At 75.2% G+C, this 303-nt stretch carries 1 protein-coding gene; it reads left to right on the top strand.

The window, feature by feature from the left end:
- Positions 1-303: hypothetical protein (locus tag ACZ3GY_RS23740; protein ID WP_465912184.1), on the top strand; the 303-nt coding region annotated here is incomplete at both ends.

The raw sequence follows: 303 nt of genomic DNA, 5'->3' as shown, positions 1-303 counted from the left end.
ACACCGTGACCGCGGCGGCCGAGCGCGCGCTCGCCGCGCTCCGCGACACGACGGCCGACGCGCTCGACACGGTGATCGACGCGGTCAGCGACCGCCTCGCGGCCGACGCCGACCCCACCCGCACCGATCGCCTGTGGCCGGGGGATCCCCTGCAGTTCGTCGAGCCGCCGTACGCCCTGGCCCACGGCGCGACGGGAGTCATCGCGGCGCTGCAGGCCGTGGGCCGACCCGTCGCCGCTGTACATTGGGAGTGGACCGAGCGAGCGATCATCAACGCGGACGACACCGCGCGTGGGCTCCTCG

The organism is Pseudomonas sp. PME37.24/006 (assembly GCF_055556635.1).
This window is presented reverse-complemented; position numbering and strand designations above follow the sequence as displayed.